General features: G+C 77.1%; 16 protein-coding genes. 5 read left to right on the top strand and 11 right to left on the bottom strand.

The window, feature by feature from the left end; genetic code table 11:
* Positions 1-2,373 (bottom strand): sodium-translocating pyrophosphatase, encoded by a 2,373-nt coding sequence (locus tag ENKNEFLB_RS02115; RefSeq protein WP_214057687.1) that lies wholly within the window; start codon positions 2,371-2,373, stop codon positions 1-3.
* Positions 2,374-2,522: 149 nt separating this feature from the next.
* The gene (locus ENKNEFLB_RS02110) at positions 2,523-2,861 is read right to left on the bottom strand and encodes an STAS domain-containing protein (protein ID WP_214057686.1); all 339 of its coding nucleotides are present in this window, start codon (positions 2,859-2,861) and stop codon (positions 2,523-2,525) included.
* A gap of 147 nt (positions 2,862-3,008) precedes the next feature.
* Between ENKNEFLB_RS02110 and ENKNEFLB_RS02105 the strand changes: the two genes are divergently transcribed.
* Complete coding sequence (locus ENKNEFLB_RS02105) at positions 3,009-5,354, top strand: DEAD/DEAH box helicase (protein ID WP_420830540.1); 2,346 nt, start codon at positions 3,009-3,011, stop codon at positions 5,352-5,354.
* 46 nt (positions 5,355-5,400) lie between these two features.
* Here the strand turns inward: ENKNEFLB_RS02105 and ENKNEFLB_RS02100 are convergent, their stop codons facing one another.
* The 7 genes from ENKNEFLB_RS02100 to ssd all read right to left on the bottom strand — a co-directional run bounded on the left by ENKNEFLB_RS02100 (position 5,401) and on the right by ssd (position 10,562).
* On the bottom strand, positions 5,401-5,784 hold the full coding sequence (locus ENKNEFLB_RS02100) for an Rv3654c family TadE-like protein (protein ID WP_214057684.1): 384 nt from the start codon (positions 5,782-5,784) through the stop codon (positions 5,401-5,403).
* Positions 5,781-6,152 (bottom strand): TadE family type IV pilus minor pilin, encoded by a 372-nt coding sequence (locus ENKNEFLB_RS22835; protein ID WP_214057683.1) that lies wholly within the window; start codon positions 6,150-6,152, stop codon positions 5,781-5,783. The genes ENKNEFLB_RS02100 and ENKNEFLB_RS22835 overlap by 4 nt, the downstream gene beginning before the upstream one ends.
* Positions 6,149-6,406 carry a DUF4244 domain-containing protein gene (locus ENKNEFLB_RS02090; protein WP_214057682.1) on the bottom strand — a complete coding sequence of 86 codons (258 nt, stop codon included), beginning with the start codon at positions 6,404-6,406 and terminating at the stop codon, positions 6,149-6,151. Before ENKNEFLB_RS02090 ends, ENKNEFLB_RS22835 begins: the two co-directional genes overlap by 4 nt.
* Before the next feature lie 175 nt (positions 6,407-6,581).
* Positions 6,582-7,373 carry a type II secretion system F family protein gene (locus ENKNEFLB_RS02085; RefSeq protein ID WP_214057681.1) on the bottom strand — a complete coding sequence of 264 codons (792 nt, stop codon included), beginning with the start codon at positions 7,371-7,373 and terminating at the stop codon, positions 6,582-6,584.
* A complete protein-coding gene (locus ENKNEFLB_RS02080; protein ID WP_214057680.1) occupies positions 7,370-8,200 on the bottom strand; it encodes a type II secretion system F family protein in 831 nt (276 codons plus the stop codon). Before ENKNEFLB_RS02080 ends, ENKNEFLB_RS02085 begins: the two co-directional genes overlap by 4 nt.
* Positions 8,197-9,393 carry a TadA family conjugal transfer-associated ATPase gene (locus ENKNEFLB_RS02075; RefSeq protein ID WP_214059274.1) on the bottom strand — a complete coding sequence of 399 codons (1,197 nt, stop codon included), beginning with the start codon at positions 9,391-9,393 and terminating at the stop codon, positions 8,197-8,199. The genes ENKNEFLB_RS02080 and ENKNEFLB_RS02075 overlap by 4 nt, the downstream gene beginning before the upstream one ends.
* Positions 9,394-9,410: 17 nt before the next feature.
* On the bottom strand, positions 9,411-10,562 hold the full coding sequence (ssd, locus tag ENKNEFLB_RS02070) for a septum site-determining protein Ssd (RefSeq protein WP_214057679.1): 1,152 nt from the start codon (positions 10,560-10,562) through the stop codon (positions 9,411-9,413).
* A 162-nt stretch (positions 10,563-10,724) separates the two neighbouring features.
* Here ssd and ENKNEFLB_RS02065 point away from each other — a divergent pair, with 162 nt between their 5' ends.
* Entirely contained in the window at positions 10,725-11,555 is an 831-nt protein-coding gene (locus tag ENKNEFLB_RS02065) for an HAD family hydrolase (protein WP_214057678.1), read from the top strand.
* Between the two features lie 273 nt (positions 11,556-11,828).
* Here the strand turns inward: ENKNEFLB_RS02065 and ENKNEFLB_RS02060 are convergent, their stop codons facing one another.
* Positions 11,829-12,578 carry a Fic family protein gene (locus tag ENKNEFLB_RS02060; protein WP_214057677.1) on the bottom strand — a complete coding sequence of 250 codons (750 nt, stop codon included), beginning with the start codon at positions 12,576-12,578 and terminating at the stop codon, positions 11,829-11,831.
* Positions 12,579-12,622: 44 nt separating this feature from the next.
* Between ENKNEFLB_RS02060 and ENKNEFLB_RS02055 the strand changes: the two genes are divergently transcribed.
* On the top strand, positions 12,623-13,519 hold the full coding sequence (locus ENKNEFLB_RS02055; RefSeq protein WP_214057676.1) for a class I SAM-dependent methyltransferase: 897 nt from the start codon (positions 12,623-12,625) through the stop codon (positions 13,517-13,519).
* Here the strand turns inward: ENKNEFLB_RS02055 and ENKNEFLB_RS02050 are convergent.
* On the bottom strand, positions 13,456-14,253 hold the full coding sequence (locus tag ENKNEFLB_RS02050) for a sirohydrochlorin chelatase (protein WP_214057675.1): 798 nt from the start codon (positions 14,251-14,253) through the stop codon (positions 13,456-13,458). The genes ENKNEFLB_RS02055 and ENKNEFLB_RS02050 overlap by 64 nt on opposite strands.
* Before the next feature lie 39 nt (positions 14,254-14,292).
* Here ENKNEFLB_RS02050 and ENKNEFLB_RS02045 point away from each other — a divergent pair, with 39 nt between their 5' ends.
* Positions 14,293-15,405 carry a sensor histidine kinase gene (locus ENKNEFLB_RS02045; RefSeq protein ID WP_214057674.1) on the top strand — a complete coding sequence of 371 codons (1,113 nt, stop codon included), beginning with the start codon at positions 14,293-14,295 and terminating at the stop codon, positions 15,403-15,405.
* Entirely contained in the window at positions 15,402-16,190 is a 789-nt protein-coding gene (locus ENKNEFLB_RS02040; RefSeq protein ID WP_214057673.1) for a LytR/AlgR family response regulator transcription factor, read from the top strand. Before ENKNEFLB_RS02045 ends, ENKNEFLB_RS02040 begins: the two co-directional genes overlap by 4 nt.
* Positions 16,191-16,194 lie beyond the last annotated feature (4 nt).

The raw sequence follows: 16,194 nt of genomic DNA, 5'->3' as shown, positions 1-16,194 counted from the left end.
CTACGGCGTGCTGAGCGGCTGGGTGGGCGACGGGTCGCCCGAGCTGGCCGCCGGCGGCGGGGGCGGCGGGGTGGTGGGACCCGCGTCGTCGTCGCCGATCACCGTCGAGCGGCGCTTGGAGAGCACGACGGCCACCACGATCCCCGCGGCGGCGAGCACCCCGATCGCGATCGAGGCGCCACGGTTGGCGTCCTCGCCGAGGGTCAGGGAGACCACCGCGCCCACGATCAGCAGGGAGACCAGGTTCATCACCTTGAGCAGCGGGTTGATCGCCGGGCCGGCGGTGTCCTTGAACGGGTCGCCCACGGTGTCACCGATGATCGTGGCCTCGTGCGCCGGCGAGCCCTTGCCGCCGTGGTGGCCGTCCTCGACCAGCTTCTTGGCGTTGTCCCAGGCCCCGCCCGCGTTGGCCAGGAAGACCGCCATCAGGGTGCCGGAGGCGATCGCGCCGGCCAGGAAGCCGGCGAGCGGCCCGACCCCCAGGCCGAAACCGACCGCGATCGGGGCGAGGATGGCCAGGATGCCGGGCGTGGCCAGCTCGCGCAGCGAGTCGCGGGTGACGATGTCGACCACGCGGCCGTACTCCGGGCGACCGGTGCCCTCCATGATCCCGGGGATCTCGCGGAACTGCCGGCGCACCTCCATCACCACGGCGCCGGCGGCCCGGCCGACGGCGTTGATGGCCAGGCCGGAGAAGAGGAAGACGACCGAGACGCCGAGCAGCATCCCGACCAGCACGTCGGGGCTGAAGACGAAGAAGGTGAGCACGTCGTCCTCGGCCGGGACGATGTCGGCCAGCGACTCCAGCACGGTGCCGATGTAGGAGCCGAAGAGCGCCGAGGCCGCCAGCACCGCGGTGGCGATGGCGATGCCCTTGGTGATCGCCTTGGTGGTGTTGCCGACGGCGTCCAGCTCGGTGAGGATCTGGGCGCCCTCGGGGCTGACGTCGCCGGACATCTCGGCGATGCCCTGGGCGTTGTCGGAGACCGGGCCGAAGGTGTCCATCGCCACGATCACCCCGACCGTGGTCAGCAGGCCGCAGCCGGCCAGGGCGACGGCGAAGAGCGCGATCGACAGCGAGCCGCCGCCCAGCAGGAACGCGCCGTACACGGCCGCCCCGATCACCAGCGTGGTGTAGACCGCCGACTCGAAGCCGACCGAGAGCCCGGAGAGGATGACGGTCGCCGGGCCGGTGATGGAGGTGCGCCCGACGTCCTTGACGGGCTTGAAGTCGGTGCCGGTGAAGTAGCCGGTCAGCGCCAGGATCACCGCGGCCAGCACGATCCCGATCAGCACCGCGACCGAGGCGATCAGGGCCGGGTTGCCGGTCGGCGCGCTGAACCCGGCGAGCAGGTCCAGGGGGCTGGTCTCGGCACCATCGAGCTCGGCGAACGTGGTCGGCAGGTAGAGGAAGGACAGCGCCACGGAGGCGATCGCGGCGATCCCCGCGGAGAGGTAGAAGGCCCGGTTGATGGTGGTCAGGCCGTTCTCGCCGGCGCGCGGCTTGCACAGGTACACCCCGGCGACCGCGGTGAGCGCGCCGATCCCGGGGATCAGCAGGGGGTAGACCAGGCCGGCGTTGCCGAAGGCCTGCGAGCCGAGGATCAGGGCGGCGACCAGCGTGACGGCGTAGGACTCGAAGAGGTCGGCGGCCATGCCGGCGCAGTCGCCCACGTTGTCGCCCACGTTGTCGGCGATGGTCGCGGCGTTGCGGGGGTCGTCCTCGGGGATGTTGTTCTCGACCTTGCCGACGAGGTCGGCGCCGACGTCGGCGGCCTTGGTGAAGATGCCGCCGCCCACCCGCATGAACATCGCCAGCAGGGCCGCGCCGAAGCCGAAGCCCTCGAGCACGTCGGGCGCCGAGTCCTGGAAGAGCAGCACGACCAGCGAGGCGCCGAGCAGGCCGAGGCCGACGGTGCCCATGCCGACGAAGGCGCCGGTGCGGAAGCCGATGTGCATGGCCGGGTCGCGGCCCTCGTCCTGGGCCGCGGCCGCGACCCGCAGGTTGGCGCGCACCGCCAGGGACATGCCCAGGTAGCCGATGGCGGCGGAGAACCCGGCGCCGACCAGGAAGAACACCGAGCGGAAGATCCGCACGACCGTGTCGTCGGCGGGCAGGAAGAGCAGCAGCACGAACGCGATCGCGGCGAAGACCGCCAGGGTGCGGAACTGTCGCTGCAGGTAGGCGTTGGCGCCCTCCTGGACCGCCTGGGCGATGGCGCGCATGTTCTCGGTGCCCTCGGGCGCCCGCAGCACCTCCTGGCGGAACATCCACGCCATCGCGAGCGCGCCGCAGGAGATCAGCAGGACCAGCAGGACCCAGACGAGGTTGCCGCCGGAGACCTCCACGACGGCGGGGTGGACAGCGCGCATGCTTCCTCCTGCTCACGAGCATGAGGACCCGGTCGTGTGACCCAGGTCACGTCAAGCGGGAGTGTACGCACGGTCCGGGGCGCGCGTCATCGGCCGCGCGGCCTGCGGCGCGGCGGATCGGCCGTCCGGGGACGGCGGGCGGAGGTGGCTCAGCCGGCGGAGAGGGCCTGGTCGGCGTCGTCGTGGATGACGAACACCTTCGCCAGGCCGGTGATCCGGAAGATCTTCAGCAGCCGGTCCTGGTGGCAGACCAGCTCTAGCGAGCCGTCGTGGGCGCGGACCTTCTTCAGCCCGCCGACCAGCACGCCCAGCCCCGTGGAGTCGAGGAACTCGACACCCCGCATGTCCACGACCAGGTGGTAGTGCCCGGAGGCGACCAGGTCGGAGATGGTGTCGCGCAGCTTCGGCGCGGTGTAGACGTCGATCTCGCCGCCGACCGCGACGACGGTGCGGTTGCCGACCTCGCGCGTCTCGAGGCTGAGGTCCACGGCGCCTCCTCCGGTCGATCCCGCCGGGACGGCGGTGCCACGGGTCGCGGCAGCCTTATGAAACCACGGCTCGCCGGGCCTCGCCGCACCCGCCGCGGTGCGTTGTCGGCCCGTGTCGGCGCCGGTTGGCACACTGGCGGGGTGTCCGTGCCCCCGCCCCAGCCCGCCGTGACCGTGGCCCCGCCGCGCGGTCGCGCGGCCCTGGACCGGCTGGTGGCGCTCCCGGGTCGCGCCGACCGGCTGACCCACCTGGAGACGCTGGCCCCCCGCGCCGCGCGTCACGCACCGTGGCCGGCCTGGGCGCCGGCGGAGGTCGTGACGGCCTTCGCGGCCCGCGGCGTGGCCACGCCCTGGGCGCACCAGGTGGCCGCGGCCGAGACCGCCCACCAGGGCGGCCACGTGGTGCTCTCGACCGGGACGGCCTCGGGCAAGTCGCTGGCCTACCAGCTGCCGGCGCTCTCCGACGTGCTCGCCGCCCGCGGCCCGCGGCTGCAGCGCGGCGCCACCGTGCTCTACCTCGCCCCCACCAAGGCCCTGGCCCAGGACCAGCTCGCCGCCCTGGACTTCCTGGCCCTCGGCGTCCGGGTGACCACGCACGACGGCGACAGCCCCCAGGAGCAGCGCGACTGGGCGCGCGACCACGCCGAGTACGTCCTGACGAACCCCGACATGCTGCACCGCTCGCTGCTGCCCGGGCACGAGCGGTGGGCGCGCTTCCTCGGGGCCCTGCGCTACGTCGTGGTCGACGAGTGCCACCACTACCGCGGCGTCTTCGGGGCCCACGTGGCCCAGGTGCTCCGGCGGCTGCGCCGCATCTGCGCCCGCTACGGCGCCTCCCCCACGTTCGTGCTGGCCTCGGCCACGGTCGCCGAGCCCGAGGTGGCGGCGCGCCGGCTGACCGGGCTCCCGGTCACGGCCGTCACCGACGACGCCTCGCCGCGCGGCGAGGTGTCGCTGGCGCTGTGGGAGCCGCCGCTGACCCCGGGCGGCGGCGAGAACGGCGCCCCCGTACGCCGGGCCGCCTCCTCCGAGGTCGCCGACCTGCTGACCGACCTCGTCCTGGACGACGTGCGCACGCTGGCGTTCGTGCGCTCCCGGCGCGGTGTCGAGCACGTCGCGATGACCACGGCGGGCCTGCTCGCCGAGGTCGACCCCTCGCTGTCGCGCACGGTGGCGGCCTACCGCGGGGGCTACCTGCCCGAGGAGCGGCGCGAGATCGAGCAGGCGCTGCGCCGTGGCGACCTCCGCGGGCTGGCGGCGACCAACGCCCTCGAGCTCGGCATCGACGTGAGCGGCCTGGACGCGGTGCTGATGGCCGGGTTCCCCGGCACCCGCGCGGCGCTCTGGCAGCAGCTGGGCCGCGCCGGGCGCGGCGGGCAGGGCTCGCTCGGGGTGCTGGTAGCCCGCGACGACCCGCTGGACACCTACCTGGTCCACCACCCCGAGGCCCTGCTGGGTCGTCCCGTCGAGGCGTCGGTCTTCGACCCCGACAACCCGCACGTGCTGGGCCCGCACCTGTGCGCGGCGGCCGCCGAGCTGCCGCTGACCACCGAGGACCTCCCGCTGTTCGGGCCGGCGACCGCCGACGTGCTGGTCCGCCTGGTCGACGCCGGCCTGCTGCGTCGCCGGCCGCGGGGCTGGTTCTGGACCGACCGACGTCGCCCCAGCGACCTCGTCGACATCCGGTCCTCGGGCGGCGCCGCGGTCTCCCTGGTCGAGGCCGGCACCGGCCGGGTCGTCGGCACGGTCGACGGCGGCCGCGCGCACGGCGACGTCCACACCGGTGCGGTCTACGTCCACCGCGGGGAGACCTGGCACGTCGACGACCTCGACCTGGACGACCACGTCGCCACGATGACCCGCACGCCGGTCGACTACTCGACCTCGGCGCGCGAGCTCACCGACATCACGATCGTCACCGAGCGCGAGCACCGGTGGTGGGGCCCGTGCCGGCTGTCGGTGGGCGAGGTCGACGTGGCCCACCAGGTCGTCGCCTTCCTGCGCCGCCGGGTCCCCGGCGGCGAGGTCCTCGGCGAGGAGCCGCTGGACCTGCCGGAGCGCCGGCTGCGCACCGCCGCGGTGTGGTGGACCGTCCCGGACGAGGTGCTGGCCGCGGCCGGGCTCGCGGCCGTCGACCTTCCGGGCGCGGCCCACGCCGCCGAGCACTGCTCGATCGGGCTGCTCCCGCTCTTCGCGACCTGCGACCGGTGGGACATCGGCGGCGTCTCCACCGCCCGCCACCCCGACACGGGGCTGCTGACCGTCTTCGTCCACGACGGCCACCCGGGCGGGGCCGGCTTCGCCGAGCGGGGGTACGCCTCCGCCCGCGCCTGGCTCGGGGCGACGCGCGCGGCGATCGCCGACTGCGAGTGCCTCGAGGGCTGCCCGTCGTGCGTGCAGTCGCCCAAGTGCGGCAACCAGAACAACCCGCTGGACAAGGACGGCGCGGTCCGGCTGCTCGACGTGCTGCTGGCCGGCGCCACCCCCGACTGAGCCCGGCGCTGCGCACGGCGCCGCGTCCGGCCCCGTCACGGGGCCGTCACGGGGCCGGCGCGGCGGCAGGGCCCGCGCGTGCCCGCGCCGTCGGGTCCGCGGCCAGCCCCAGCCACCGCGGGCCGGCGACCCGGACCTCGAGCGTCACCTCGCGCCCGGCCGGGGCGCAGGACGTCAGGGTCGCGCCGTTGGCCGCCGCGACCGCGCCGGCCGCCGCGCACGGGTCCTCGCCCGTCCCTGCGGCCACCGCCCCGGCCAGGGCCGCGAGGTCGGCGGCCGCCTGGGCGCGGCGCAGGTCGACCACCACGGCGGCCACCACCGCCAGGACGCACCCCAGGAGCAGCACCACCCCGACCACGACGGCGGCGTACGCCGTGGCAGCGCCCCGCTCGGACCCGCGCCCCCGGGACCCGGCCCGGCCCGGGCTCACCCGGCCGCACCCGGTTCGACCCGGGCGACCGCCCGCGCCTCCACCGTGGCACCGGGCAGCCAGGAGACGAGACCGCCCGGCCCCTCCACCCGGCCGGTCACGGTGACGACCACCTCCGCGGAGCCGAGGGCGACGTCGACCCTCGCCCCGGGCGGCGCGACCCGCAGGGCCAGGTCGCGGGCCGCCCCCGGGCCGTCGCCCCGGGCCGCGGACCGCGCCGCCTCGCGCGCGGCGTCGACCGTGCGCACCTGCGCGGCACCCACGGCCAGGAGCCAGCACAGCGCGGCGGTCACCGCCACGAGGAGCGGCAGGACCAGGGCGGCCTCGGCCGTGACGGCGCCACGCTCGGGCCGCCGCGGCACCGTCACCCGATCCCGAGCAGGCCCAGCACGTGGTCGAACAGGGTGCGCAGCAGCCGGTCGCCGAAGCCACCGGTCAGCAGGGCGTACAGCAGCCCGGCCAGCCCGGCGCCCGCCGCGGTGCCCACCGCGTACTCGGCGGTGGTGATGCCCTGCTCGTCGCGGGCGCGCCCACCCGGGTCGCGGGCCAGGTCGCGGATCGGGTCGAGGGTCGGGTCGAGGGTCGGGCCGGTCGGGTCGGACGGGTCGGTGGTGCGGTCCATCGGGTCTCCCTGGTGCCTCGTGGGCCGCGGCGCGGCCCGGTCGGACGAACCTCTCGCGCAGCCACCACCCACGGCCACGGGCCGACGGCGACCTGGGGACGGCGTGGTCGGGGAGCCGCCCGTGGAGGCCGGCGGGCCGGTCACCACAGGCGGGCCGTCACCACCGGCGGGCCGGTCACCACAGCGAGCTGAGCAGCCCGGCGACGAGGGGCACGATCCCGACCAGCAGGAACGCCGGGAGCAGGCAGAGCCCGAGCGGGAGGGCGGCGCGCACGCCGACCGTGCGCGCCCGGTCCTCGACCTCGACCCGGGCCGTGTCGGCCAGGTCGTCGGCGAGACGCTCCACGACGTCGACGACCGACGCGCCGCTCTCGTGCGCCCGCGCCATCGCCCGTCCCCACGCCTCGAGCCCTGGCTCGGCCAGGAGCCCGCGCCACGCGCCGGCGGGGTCGGCGCCGAGCGCCAGCCGCGAGGCCACGGCGCGGACGGGGTCGGTCGCCGGGCCGGGCAGGGCGTCGGCCACGAGCAGCAGCGCGGAGGCCGGGGCGGCCCCGGCGCGCAGCGCCGCGGCGAAGAGCGCCACGACGTGGGGCGCCCGACGGCGGACCTCCTCGCGCCGGGCACGGGCACCGGCCGGCTCGACCCGCCCGGCGGCCCACCAGCAGCCCGCGCCGGCGGCGGCACCCAGCGCCACGCCGGTGGCACCGCCCAGGACGGCGACGACGCCGCTGCCGGCCAGCAGCGCCAGGACCGCCCGGTGCCGCAGCAACGGGCCACGGTCGTCCCGCCGGTCGCCGTCGCCCCCGTGGCCGCGCCTGGCGGCGGGAGGGGTCCCGGCCCGGCCCGGCGCCTCCTCCCGACCGGGCACGCCAGGCGCGTGGCCACCCGGGGACAGCAGCAGCACGGCGAGCGAGGTCGCCAGCGCGGCGACGACGGCCAGTCCCGGGCCGAACGAGGTCGCAGTCACGGACCGGTCCGCTCCACCCCGGCGGCGATGGCCTCGATCCAGGCCAGTCCGAGCGCACCCAGCGCGGCTCCGAGGGCCAGGCAGGCCAACCCGGCCGGGGAGTCGAGCAGGAAGCCCCAGGGGTCGCCCCCGGCCCCGGTCCCCATCAGCAGGGAGAGCAGCGGCAGACCGGCCACGAGCCTGGCCGTCGCCCGGGCCGAGGCCAGCTCGCCCTCCACCACGCGGCGCAGCGACCGCTGCGCGACCAGGTCCTCGGCCACCCGGCCGAGGGCGTCGGCCAGACCGGAGCCGGTGCGGTGGGCGACGTGCCAGGCCGCGGCCACCGGCACGAGGTCCTCGGCACCAGGTCGCCGCGCGGCGGCCCTCAGCGCGGCGGGCACGTCCCCGCCGAGCCGGTCGGTCTCGGCCACCGGCCCGAGCGGCGCCCACTCGGCGGCGGCGCGGGCCAGGGCGTGACCGGTGGTGCGCCCCGCGACGAGCTCGGCCCGCAGCTCCTCGCACGCCTCCAGGACCCGCCCCCGCGTCGCCGCCGCCTCCCGACGTCGCCGCCGGCCCGCCGCCAGGCGTGCCGCGGCCAGCGCCACCCCGAGCAGGACCAGCAGGAGCGCCAGACGACGTGGCGCCAGGGCGCCCGACCCGACCGCCCCGGCCCCGGCCGTGGCGACCGCCACCGCAGCGACGGCCGCCGGCCGGCCGGACCGCACACCCGTGTCCGACCGGTCACGAGGTGCCGCGACACCGCCCGCCGGGCCCGGCACCAGCACCAGCACCGCCACCGCAGCGGCCGCGAGCAGCACGGCCGCCACCAGCGGCGCGGTGGTGCTCACGCCCCGGCCGGCACGCCGTCGAGCAGGTCGAGCAGCTCGCGGGCCGCCACGCCGCGCGCGAGCACGCCGTCGGGCCCGACCCGCAGGGCGCACCGGCACTCCACCATCCCGGTGGCGTCCCGACCCACCAGCGCCATCTCGGCCACCCGCCGCCGACCGTCGCCGCCCCGAGAGAGGTGGACCACCACGTCGAGCGCGGAGGCCAGCTGGCTGTGCGCGGCCTCCCGTCCCAGCCCGGCCGCGAGGGCGAGGGCCTCCACCCGGGCCGGCACCGAGGTCGCCGTGTTGGCGTGCAGGGTCCCGCAGCCGCCCTCGTGGCCGGTGTTCAGCGCCGCCATCAGCTCCACCACCTCACCGCCCCGCACCTCGCCGACCACGACCCGGTCGGGTCGCATCCGCAGCGACTGCCGCACCAGGGTGCGCAGGTCGACCGCACCGGCCCCCTCGGCGTTGGCCAGCCGGGCCTCGAGACCGACGACGTGCGGGTGGCGGGGCCGCAGCTCCGAGGAGTCCTCCACCACCACGAGCCGCTCGGCCGGGTCCACCTCGCCCAGCATCGCCGCGAGCAGCGTGGTCTTGCCCGTGCCGGTCCCCCCGGTGACCAGGAAGGCCAGGCGCCGCGCCACCACGTCGCGCAGCAGCGAGGCCACCTCGGCGTCCATCATCCCCAGCGCCACCAGTCCGGCCAGGTCCGGCGCCTCGCGCCGCGGCAGCCGCAACGAGATCGCCGAGCCGGGCCGCGCCAGCGGTGCCAGCACCGCGTGGCAGCGGGTGCCGTCGGGCAGCCGGACGTCGACGTACGGCGTGGCGTCGTCGAGACGGCGGCCCCCGAGGGCGGCCAGGCGCTGCGCCAGGCGCCGGACGGCCGCCTCGTCGGGCAGCACCACGTCGGTCGTCTCCAGGCCCCGGCCACGGTCCACCCGGACCGGCTCGCACCCGTTGACCAGGACGTCGGTGACGCCGTCGAGGCGCAGCAGCGGCTCCAGGGGGCCCGCCCCGACGACGTCGCGACGGAGGTCCTCGAACACCGCGAGCACCGTGGCGTCGCCGACCGGGCCGCCGGTCGCCCGGAGGGCCGCCGCGACGCGGTGGGGGGTCAGCTCCCCGGGCTCCCCGGCCAGCAGGTCGCGCACCCGCTCGACCTCCGCCGCCCACGACGCACCCCCGGAGGCGACCCCGACGAGCCCGGCCACCCCGGCGGCCGGGGGGCTCACGCCACCAGCCCGGACGGCCCACGGACGGCCAGCAGCGCCAGCACCTCCGCGGCGGCCCGACCCAGCGCGCCGCGGCGGTGCCGCACCGGTCCCAGGCCCAGGTCGACGGACTCGGCCAGGCCCCGCTGGTCGGACATGCTCAGCAGCAGCGGCACCCCGGTGGCCCGTTCCAACCGCCCGGCGGCCACGGGGTCCCCCCGGACCACCAGCAGCGGCGCAGCCCGACCGCTGAGGGCGTCGACCAGCCGGACCGCCGAGGCGGCGGGCGCCAGGCCCGGTCGGGCCACCACCAGCAACCGGTCCAGGCGCGCCAGCACGTCACCCCCCGTCGCGACCTGCCGGGCGAGGTCGACCACGACCAGCCGGTGGCCCCGCCGGGCGGCGTCGAGGACGGCGCCGACGGCGCCGGGCGGCGGCACGTCCGTACGGGCTCCGTCCCGCCAGGTGAGCACCCCGAGGTCGCCCTGCCGGGGTACCGCCTCCCGCAGGGCGCGGGCCCCGAGCCGACCCGCGCTCCGGTCCAGGTCGTCCCAGCCGACCCCGGGCCGGTCGTCCAGGCCGACCACCCGGTCCAGGCCGGGGCCGTGCGGGTCGAGGTCGACCAGCAGCGTGCGGCCCCGGCCCGAGCCGACCTGGCCGAGCGCGGCCACCAGCGTCGTCACCCCCGCACCACCGCTGCCGCCCACCACCCCGACGACCACGCCGGGGCCGTCCGCGGCACCCACCCCGGCCCGACCGGGCGCGCCCGCCGCGCCGTGCCCGGTCGGGGGGTCGGCGCCGCCGGGCGGCTCGGCCGCGTCGGCGACCAGGTCGCCGACCCAGGCGTCGCAGCGCGGCAGGTCGAGGACGTCCTCGGCCCCGAGGGCGAGGGCGTCGCGGTAGGCGTCGTCCGGCACCGGCGGCCAGGTGACCAGGTGCACGGCCGCGCGCCGTGCCGGGCTCAACGACACCAGCTCGGGCGCCGCGTCGGTGCCGACCAGCACCAGCCCGGCGCCCGCCCACCCGCGCAGGGCGGCGCCCGGCTCCGCCGGGGCCGCCACCGCCGACCCCGCGGCGGCGGCCAGGCGCAGCAGGTGCTCGCGCAGCCCCGCGTCGCGGGTCAGCACCAGCACGGGCGGGCGGGAGGGGTCGTGGTCGTCGGCGTCCATGACCCGAGGCTTCCCCGGTCCGCGTGCGGCCGCACGGCCCGGGCGGCGACCTGTGGACGCGGCGCGTACGGCGACGGCTGTGGACGACCGGTGGCCGGTCCGCCGGCCCCGCGACGCAGCGCACCCACCCCGCCGGCAGCGTCACCGGCCTACGATGCCCCCATGGCCGACCCGACGCCCCCGCCGGCGCCGACCACCCCGCCCGCGCCCACCGCGGCCTTCTTCGACCTCGACAAGACGATCATCGCCAAGTCGAGCACCCTGGCCTTCTCCAAGCCCTTCCAGGCCGGTGGGCTCATCTCGCGGCGCGCGGTGCTGCGCTCGGCGTACTCGCAGTTCGTCTACCTCGTGGGCGGTGCCGACCACGACCAGATGGAGAAGATGCGCGCCTTCATGTCGCAGCTGTGCGCCGGCTGGGACGTCGCGACGGTGCGCGAGATCGTCGCCGAGACCCTGCACCACGTGGTCGACCCCCTCGTCTACGACGAGGCCGTCTCGCTGATCGAGGAGCACCACCGGGCCGGGCGGGACGTCGTCATCGTGTCGACCTCGGGCTCCGAGGTGGTCGAGCCGATCGGCGCCATGCTCGGCGCCGACCACGTCGTGGCCACCCGGTTGGAGGTCGTCGAGGGCCGCTACACCGGGGAGATCTCGTACTACGCCTACGCCGAGGAGAAGGCCCGCGCGATCACCGCGCTGGCCGTCGAGCACGGCTACGACCTCGACCGGAGCTTCGGCTACAGCGACTCGGTCACCGACGTCCCCATGCTCGAGGCGGTGGGCCACCCGCACGCGGTCAACCCCGACCGGGACCTGCGCCGGACGGCGGCGGCCCGGGGCTGGCCGGTGCTGAACTTCAGCCGGCCGGTCACCCTGCGCTCCCGGCTGCACCTGCCCTCGACCCGGCCGACGCTGGCGGCGCTCGCCGTGGGCGGCGCGGTCGCGGTGGGCGGCGTCGTGTGGGCCGGGGCCCGTCGTCGCCAGGTGTCGTGACCTCCGATCCCCCCGCCCGGCGGCCCGCCGCCCTTGTGTCCCAGGTCACATCGGCGTACAACTGAGGACACAACTCCACAGACGGCACATGACCGGGTACCCACGCGGCGAACCACCCTTCCGACAGGGCGCTGACCCCGGCAAGACCGCGGCAGCAGACAACTGCACGCCTGGTAGCCCTAGGTTCATGTGCATCGGTGGCATCCGGGCCCTGCCCGGGTGCCACCACTACGTCCGGACCCGCCCGTGCCCGACCCGGGCCGGCTTCCGGGGCTACAGCGCCTCGCGACGCAGCGGGCTCGCCTCGGCCCCGGCCACCCAGGCCTCCGCGGCGTACAGCGCCCAGGCGTGCACGCCGGCGCGGCCGCCCTCGGCGTACCCGCGCAGGTTCGACTCGTACTCCGCGCGCAGGGCCAGGTGACCGGCCTCCGGGACCACCAGCGACTTCTCGTCCACCCCGCGGGCCACGGCGACCAGCCGCTCGACGGCGCGGGCCACCAGGCCGTCGTGGCTGCCGAAGCAGGCCGCGGTGGCCAGCTCGGCGTGCACCACGGCGGCCACGAGCAGCGCCGGGGCCGACGTCGGCGTGGTCAGCAGGTCGGCCACCCCGCGCAGCCGGCGCGCGCCGTCGCCGTCACGGGGGCGACCGCGCCGGTCGGCGGGCTGCGAGGCGGTCGCGGCCAGCGTGTGGAGACGGGCCAGCGCCTGCAGGGGCGCCGTACGCAGGGTGGGGGCGAGTCCGAGCAGCTCGGTGGCCACCCGGACCGCGTCGCCGGCGGCGGCGTCGCCCTCGCCGTCGCGGACCTCGGCCAGGGTGGAGCCGGACCCGGCGAGCACGGCGCTCGCGTGCGCACCGCGCAGCAGCGACTCGGCGGTGGTCTCCGGGCTGGTCCGGCGCAGGCCACGGTCGCGGAGCATGACGTCGATGCCGTCCCGGGCGGAGGCGAAGGCGCTCGGCACGCCCTCGGCGGAGGCCAGCCAGGCGAGAGGGTCGGCGGCGGGCGCTGCGGGCGGGACTGGCACAGCGGTCGAGCCTAGGAGACGGCCACGGCGGTAGCCTCGCCGGGATGAACGACGAGCAGCAGCAGCCGGAGGCCGTCCCCGCGCCGGGACGACCCGCACAGGCCTTCGGCGCGGTGGCCGACGCCTACGACCGGGGCCGCCCCGGCTACCCCCGGGAGGCCGCGACCTGGCTGACCGGCACCCGGCCGCTGTCGGTCCTCGAGCTCGGCGCGGGCACCGGCAAGCTCACCGCCGAGCTGGTCGCGCTGGGTCACGACGTCCACGCCACCGACCCCGACCAGGACATGCTGTCGCGGCTGTCGCTGCGCCTGCCCGACGTGCGGGTCAGCGAGGCCGCCGCGGAGGAGCTGCCCGTGCCCGACCGCTCGGTCGACGTGGTGGTCGGCGCGCAGTGCTTCCACTGGTTCGACCTCGACCGGGCGCTGCCCGAGATCGTGCGCGTGCTGCGGCCCGGCGGGCACGTCGCGATGGTGTGGAACGAGCGGGACGAACGGATCCCGTGGGTCCGCCGGCTGGGCCGGATCCTCGGCGGCACCGGCGAGCCGCGCGACTGGACGACGCTGCTGAGCACCTCGGGGCTGTTCGGCTTCGTCGACGAGACGTCGTTCGGGTCCTGGCAGACCCTCGACCGCGACCGGTTGCGCGACATGGTGCTGTCCCGGTCGCACGTGCGGGTGCAGGACGAGGAGGAGCGCGAGCGGGTCCTGGCCGAGGCGCTCGCCCTCTACGACGGCTTCGGCCGCGGGTGGGAGGGCCTCCAGCTGCCCTGGAGCGCGCGCTGCTTCCGCGCGGCGGTCGTACCCCGCCGCGGTGCCGACCTGGCGACCGGCGCGAAGGACCCGGCGGACGACGCGCCCGCGGAGCAGGCGGGACCCGGTCAGGACGCGGTGGACCCGCCGACCGACGACGACACCGGCACGCTGCTCATCGACTTCCGCTGACTCTCCGGCGCCGGCCAGCGACGGGCCGCCTCGAGCGCGCCCGCACGCTGACCCACCAGGGCGACGACCTCGGGGTGGGCCCCGAGCACGTCGGCGACGACCGTCGCGCCGGCGGCCCGGGCCTGCTCGGCGACCTTCCGGGCGAAGAAGCCCGGGGCCAGGAGGTAGGGCGAGACGGCGTCGCCGGGGCGGACGACCTCGTCCACGCGGGGCCCGATCCCCGACATCACCGCCAACCGCGCCGGGCCTCCCCAGGCGCGGCCGAGCAGCTCGGCGGCGCGCGCGAGGTCGCGCTGGGCGAGCGGGTCGCTGGAGCCGGCAGCGACCAGCACCACGGGGCAGCCGGGCTCGGCGCCGGCCTCCCGGAGCCGGTCGACCTGGGCGGTGGCCAGCCGGGCGTGCGGGCCCAGCGAGCGGCCGACCCGGACCGGCACCCGGGCGCCGGCACCGGCGCGCGGGACGTCCTGGCGCACGTGCATCCCGGTCGTGAGCAGCAGCGGCACGACGACCGCCGGCTCCGCGAGCCCGGCCAGCACATCCGTGACCAGGGGGTCCGCGAGCTCCACGAACGCCCCGGTCACCCGGCGCCCGGAGCGTCCGGCCAGCGTCGCCGCGAGGGTCAGGGCGACCTCGTTGCCGGCCGGCGTACGGGTGCCGTGCGCGACCGTCACGACGTCCCCGGCCGGGGCGGTCCCCGGACCCGTCGCGGGGCGGGACGGGGCGTGGTCGGTCACCGTCCCAGCGTAGTCGGCGACGTAGGGCACCATGCCCCCATGCGTGGCTGGCGGCGACCCCACCTCGGCACCGAGGCGGACCGGGCGACGTTCTGGACCCTGCACCGGGCCTCGCTGGCCGCGCCCGCACTGCGGGAGGGTCTGACCACGGCGAGCAGCGAGCGGTCGATCCGGCACCTGCGGATCCTGCTCGGCACCCCCGCCCTGGCCCTGACCGACACCGAGCAGCCGCTGGCCTGGGACGGCGAGGGCCGCCACCACCTCGGCCGCTCCGCCCGGCTCGCGCGCCTGGCCGTGGAACGCGGCCAGACCCGGGTCGTCAGCGGCGCCGACGTCACCTGCGACGAGGGCGGCTGCCCCGTCCGGGTGGCGGTGGTCAGCCCGCTGGTGGTCGACGACGTCATCGTCGGGACCCTGCAGGCCTACGCCCCGCGCAGCACCGCCGGACTGGCCCGGGCCGCCGACGAGGTGGCCGGGTGGGTCTCCGGCCAGCTCGCGCTGGCCGAGCTCGACGCCTCGCGGAACAGGTTGATGGAGGCCGAGGTCCGCGCGCTGCGGGCCCAGATCAGCCCGCACTTCGTCTACAACTCCCTCGGCGCGATCGCCAGCTTCGTGCGTACCGACCCCGACCGGGCCCGGGAGCTGCTGCTGGAGTTCGCCGACTTCACCCGCTACTCGTTCCGCCGCCACGGCGACTACACCACCCTGGCCGAGGAGCTGCGCTCGATCGAGCGGTACCTGCTGCTCGAGCAGGCCCGCTTCGGCGACCGGCTGAGGGTCACCCTGCGCGTGGCGCCCGAGGTGCTGCCGGTCACGGTGCCCTTCCTGTGCGTGCAGCCGCTGGTGGAGAATGCCGTGCAGCACGGGCTCGGCGCCGACGACGGGGTCGGGCACATCACCATCACGGCCCACGACCGGGGGCAGGACTGCGTGATCGAGGTCGAGGACGACGGCGCGGGCGAGGACCCCGAGCGGGTCCGTCGCGCACTGGCCGGGGACGCCAGCCTGGACTCCGTGGGGCTCGGCAACGTCGACGCCCGGCTCCGGGCCGCCTTCGGAGACGAGTACGGTCTCGTCGTCGAGACCGCCCCGGGTGCCGGCACGAAGGTCGTCCTCCGGGTTCCGAAGTTCGCCCCCGGGGTGCAGGCATGAGCGGCGCGGGGGCTCCGGCCGGGCAGGCCGGACCGACCGGCCTGACCGCCCTGGTCGTCGACGACGAGCGGCCCGCCCTCGACGAGCTGGCGTGGCTGCTCTCGCGCGACGGCCGGGTCGCCGACGTGCTGACGGCCGGCAACGCCGCCGAGGCGCTGGTCGTGCTGGCCACCCACGACGTCGACTGCGTCTTCCTCGACGTGCAGATGCCCGGGCGTAGCGGGCTGGAGCTCGGCGAGGCGCTGGCCCGGGCCGTCCCGGCGCCGCCGGTGGTGTTCGTGACCGCGCACGAGGAGCACGCGGTCGAGGCGTTCGACCTCCACGCCGTCGACTACGTCCTGAAGCCCGTCCGCGCCGAGCGCCTCGCCGAGGCCGTGCGCCGCGTGGTCGAGGGCCGCGGCACCGAGGCCCGGGAGGCCGAGGGCCCGGCGGCGTCCGGCGCCGACACCCTGATCCCGGTCGAGCTCGGCGGCGTGACGCGGTTCGTCGACCGCGCCGAGGTGACCCACGTCGAGGCCCAGGGCGACTACGCCCGGCTGTTCACCCCGACCGGCTCCCACCTGGTGCGGGTGCCCCTCTCGACCCTCGAGGCCGAGTGGGGGCCGTCCGGCTTCGTCCGGGTCCACCGCTCGCTGCTGGTGTCGCTGGCCCACGTCACCCAGGTCCGGATGGACGCCGGGCGCTGCACGGTCCTGGTCGGCGCCCACGACCCTGTCGAGCTGGGGGTCAGCCGGCGCCACACCCGCGCCCTGCGCGACCTGCTGGTGCGACGGACCGCCCGATGAGCCG

The sequence above is a fragment of the Nocardioides aquaticus genome (genome assembly GCF_018459925.1).
Classification (GTDB): Bacteria; Actinomycetota; Actinomycetes; order Propionibacteriales; family Nocardioidaceae; genus Nocardioides; species Nocardioides aquaticus.
Note: the sequence above shows the minus strand (reverse complement) of the source record. Positions and strands in the feature narration are given on the sequence as shown.